Origin of the sequence: Nocardioides sp. AX2bis (assembly GCF_902506435.1) — a bacterium.
Lineage (GTDB): Bacteria > Actinomycetota > Actinomycetes > Propionibacteriales > Nocardioidaceae > Nocardioides.
In genome coordinates this window covers 1-3,682 of record NZ_LR733218.1, presented here as the reverse complement: position 1 = coordinate 3,682, position 3,682 = coordinate 1, and the positions used below count along the sequence as shown (strand labels likewise).

General features: G+C 73.8%; 6 protein-coding genes. 4 read left to right on the top strand and 2 right to left on the bottom strand.

The window, feature by feature from the left end; all coding sequences use genetic code 11:
- Positions 1-407: 407 nt before the first annotated feature.
- The 4 genes from GV155_RS19185 (at position 408) to GV155_RS19170 (ending at position 2,240) form a co-directional block, all read left to right on the top strand.
- Positions 408-647, top strand: coding sequence for a hypothetical protein (locus GV155_RS19185; RefSeq protein ID WP_160011710.1), 240 nt, complete (start codon positions 408-410; stop codon positions 645-647).
- A 140-nt stretch (positions 648-787) separates the two neighbouring features.
- Positions 788-1,615, top strand: a complete 828-nt coding sequence (locus GV155_RS19180; protein ID WP_160011708.1) for a calcium-binding protein — start codon at positions 788-790, stop codon at positions 1,613-1,615.
- A 214-nt stretch (positions 1,616-1,829) separates the two neighbouring features.
- Positions 1,830-2,003: a hypothetical protein gene (locus GV155_RS19175; protein ID WP_160011706.1), complete on the top strand. Its 174-nt coding sequence runs from the start codon at positions 1,830-1,832 to the stop codon at positions 2,001-2,003.
- A 30-nt stretch (positions 2,004-2,033) separates the two neighbouring features.
- Positions 2,034-2,240 carry a hypothetical protein gene (locus GV155_RS19170; RefSeq protein ID WP_160011704.1) on the top strand — a complete coding sequence of 69 codons (207 nt, stop codon included), beginning with the start codon at positions 2,034-2,036 and terminating at the stop codon, positions 2,238-2,240.
- On the opposite strand, the gene GV155_RS19165 is transcribed toward GV155_RS19170, so the two are convergent.
- Positions 2,237-2,965 carry a copper resistance CopC family protein gene (locus GV155_RS19165; RefSeq protein ID WP_236554523.1) on the bottom strand — a complete coding sequence of 243 codons (729 nt, stop codon included), beginning with the start codon at positions 2,963-2,965 and terminating at the stop codon, positions 2,237-2,239. The two genes, GV155_RS19170 and GV155_RS19165, sit on opposite strands and share 4 nt — an antisense overlap.
- Positions 2,962-3,522: a superoxide dismutase family protein gene (locus GV155_RS19160; RefSeq protein WP_160011700.1), complete on the bottom strand. Its 561-nt coding sequence runs from the start codon at positions 3,520-3,522 to the stop codon at positions 2,962-2,964. Before GV155_RS19160 ends, GV155_RS19165 begins: the two co-directional genes overlap by 4 nt.
- Positions 3,523-3,682 lie beyond the last annotated feature (160 nt).

The window sequence follows — 3,682 nt, the reverse complement described above, 5'->3', positions numbered from 1 at the left end:
GGCGGGGGGGGGCGGTGGTGCGGGGGGCGGTGGAGGTCATCGGTCGTGCCTTTCGGGAGGAGGGAGGAGAGCTGGAGGAGCTGGTGCGATGGGTTGATTGAACCGTCCACGACCCCCTTCGTACGCAGAGTCGAAAGGACAGGGACCTTCGACCTGCGGTCTCCGGGACGTTGCCTGACAGGGCGCTGACCTGCGCATACTCGGATTCTTCCCGACGAGACCGGGACCTTTGCCAGGCCGAGGACAGGACCCGCGGCACGCCTTCGGAGCCGCCCCAGGAGCCGAGTTGTCTAGCCCGCTGGCCTTCGCGGGCCTTCCCCTCAAGGCGGGGTCGGCCCGTGCCGATCACCTGATGCGCGTGAGCGGACCCCCCGCCGTTCACCTGGACGATGGAGCAGGCGATGACGATGACGATCTCCATGGCGGCGACGGCCCGGACCGCGCCGCACCGCAGGGACACCCTCGGGACGGCGCTGCTCGTCGCGGTCGGCCGCGCGCTGGCCTTCCTCGTCCTCGTCGTGGTCGTCGCGACGGCCGCGCGCGGCCCGCTGCCGGGCCTGTCGCTGGCTCCCGCCTCGGACGGGCCGGTCGCCCTCGTCGACCGGACCGACCCGGGCGACCAGCACCCCGTCCGCGCAGGCCGGTAGAGGAGGGGCGGGCAGGGGAGGGGTGGTCAAGGGCGTCGTCGTGACGACCGATGATCAGGTCGCCAGGGCCGGGCACACGTCGTCCGCCCGCCCGGCGTCGCCGACCCCACCGGTCCCCGCCTCCCCCAGGAGTGATCCCCGTGCGCCCGCAGCCGCTCGTCGCCCTCACCGCCCTGCTCGCCGCCGCCGCTCTCGCCGCGCCCTCGTCGGCCGCCGCCGGGCGTACGAAGCCCCCGACCGACCTCTCCTCGGCTCCCGCCTCGTGGACCGACACGCGTGTCCCCACCTTCGAGCTCTACGGCCAGGTCGAGCAGCCGCGGACCGCTCGGGACGAGGCGCACCTCAGCGCCACCGAGTGGGGCCTGCGCTACGTCGCCGGCGCCGGTGACAACGACGTGGTGGTCACCGAGGAGGCCGGGCGCCTGGTCTTCCACGACCGCGCCGTCTCGAGGTGGATCGCGGTGCCTCTCGGCTGCGAGCGGGTCCCGGTCGGCATCGGCCGGGCCGTGTCCTGCGCCGTGCCGGTGACCCCGACCGGCGAGGTCTTCCTGGAGATGTGGCCACGCCTCGGCGCCGACACGGTCGACACCAGCGCGCTGCCCTCGCGGTACCGCACGTGGGCGCTCACCGACGCCGGTCGCGACGTGGTGCGCACCGGGGCCGGTCGCGACTTCGTGAACACCGCCGCCGACCAGGACGAGGCCCACGGCGGCGCCGGGGACGACTGGATCCGGATGGGTGGCGGGGGCAACGTCGCCTACGGCGACGACGGTGACGACAAGCTCGTCGGGGGCCAGCAGGGCGACACCCTGTACGGCGGTGAGGGCACCGACTCGGTCGGCGGGCTGGCCGGCGACGACGTGCTCCACGGCGGCGCCGGCGACGACGTCCTCGCCGGCAAGGTCGGCTACGACACCGCCTACCGCGAGGGCGCCGACAAGCTCCGCAACATCGACGTCGTCTACTGACGCCTCACCGGGACCGCCGGAGCAGGGACGTCTCAGACCGTGGTGGGTCGACCCGTGACCTCTCGGCGGCTCGTACGTTGGATCTCGTGGTCGAAGCGACCACCGGCGCCGTCACCGACCAGACCGACGAGCCGCTGCCCGATCTCGAGGACGTCCCTGGCCGACCTGGCCACGGGGGCGTGAGCAGGCCCCGTACGCCCGAGGACACCATCGGATGCCTGGCGCTCCACACGAGCCTGACAACAGAACAGACGATCTGGACCCGGACGGGCCCGACGACCTCGACCGGCGCGACGTGCCGATGCTGGGGGGCGCGGGACCGATCCTGGCGATCCTGGCGATGACGCTGCTCGCGCTGCTCGCGGTGCAACTGACCGGCACCCGCTGAGGCCTGCTGAGGCCCGCGTACGGTGCCGCCATGGACCGACGGCGACTGCTGCTCTACGGCGTGCTGCTCCTGCTGGGCGTCGGCATCGGGATGAACCTGGTGGCGCTGGTCGAGGTCGCCCAGGACGGCACCCGGACCCAGGTCGTCGTACGCCTGGTCGTGGTCGTGGTGCTCATCGCCGTCCTTGTGGCTGCGTACCGCGGGCTGCGTGCGCGGCTCGGCCTGGACCGGGCCTAGTCGGAGGCGCGGTCTCGCCGGACCCGCAGCACCACCGCGGTCGCGGACACGAGCCCGAGACCGACCAGGGTCCAGACCACCCAGGCCGGGACCGCGGCGTCGGTCTCGGTCATCTCGGCGAGGGTCTGCGCCTCCCCGGGACCGGCCAGCTCGGCGTCGGCGCAGGGGCCGGGGTCGGCCTCCTCGCCACCGGGCAGCACCTCGAAGGCGAAGCGGCTGCCGAAGCGGTGGCCGTCGACGCCCGTGCCGGCGTAGTCGATGGTCCACACGCCCTCGTCGAGCGGCTCGACCGCCGCGCAGACGACGTCGGAGCCGACGACCTGCGCTGCACCGACCGCGACCGGGTCACCGGCCTCGTCGGTCACCGCCACCGACAGGGGCGCGTCCCCGTCGACCTCGGCAAGGTCGAGCCGCAGCGTCGTGACGCCCGGTGCGGTCTCGTCCCCGGGCCCCGGGGAGCCCCCCGTCAGGTCCCCGTGCGCCGACGCAGCACCGGCCCCGCCGAGCAGCAGCAGCCCGGCGATGGCTACGGCGGTCGAGGAGCGAGCGAAGCGAGCGAAGCGAGCGTCACGAGACCCCCCGACAAGCCCGGTGGTCGAGGAGCGAGCCCCGGTGGTCGAGGAGTGAGCGGAGCGAGCGTCACGAGACCCCCCGACGAGCCCGGTGGTCGAGGAGCGAGCGAAGCGAGCGTCACGAGACCCACCACCCAACAGACGGCGCCTCACGAGAAGTCGGCGCACGCCAGCCGGTTGTCGGTCGCCTCGGCCGGGTGCACCACGATCGACGGCGCCCCGTCCTCGACCCGCTGGTCGTTGGTGACGGTCGCCTGGCCGGTGCCCTGCTCGGTGGCGGTGAAGCCGAGGTGCACCTCGTTGGGCGGCACGTCCCCGCCGTCGGGGTCGAACTTGAAGTGGTCGCCGCCGTCGCCCTCGGCACAGCCGGCGTCGTGCAGGTGCGAGACGTAGTCGACGCCCGGCTCGAGCCCGATCAGCCGGATCGTCACGGTCGTCCCGGAGTCGTCCTGCGCCAGGAACGCCTCGCCAGCGACCTCGTCGCTGCCCGGGGGAGCGGTGTCGAGGACGACGAACTCGCCCTTCTCCCGGTCGCCGTCGACCTCGTCGGCGGGCGTGGCGTCGGGGTCGTTCATGGCCGACATTTCCATCCCGGCCATGTCCCCGGACCCGCCGGCACCGGCGTCGTCCTCGGACCCACCGCAGGCGGTCAGGGTCAGCAGCAGCGAGGCCGCGACGACGGCGGCAGGGCGGAGTCGGGTCGTCAGCACACCCCTACGGTGACAGGGCCCCGGTAGCCGCCGACGCGGTGGTCGAGGCCGCCCGAGACGGGCGTGGCCCACCTCACCCCCGCCCGGGGTCCACGTCTGTCCGGACCTGGTCCGACCCACCCCTACAGCCGCCCCCACGACCGACCGATGACTCCTGTGT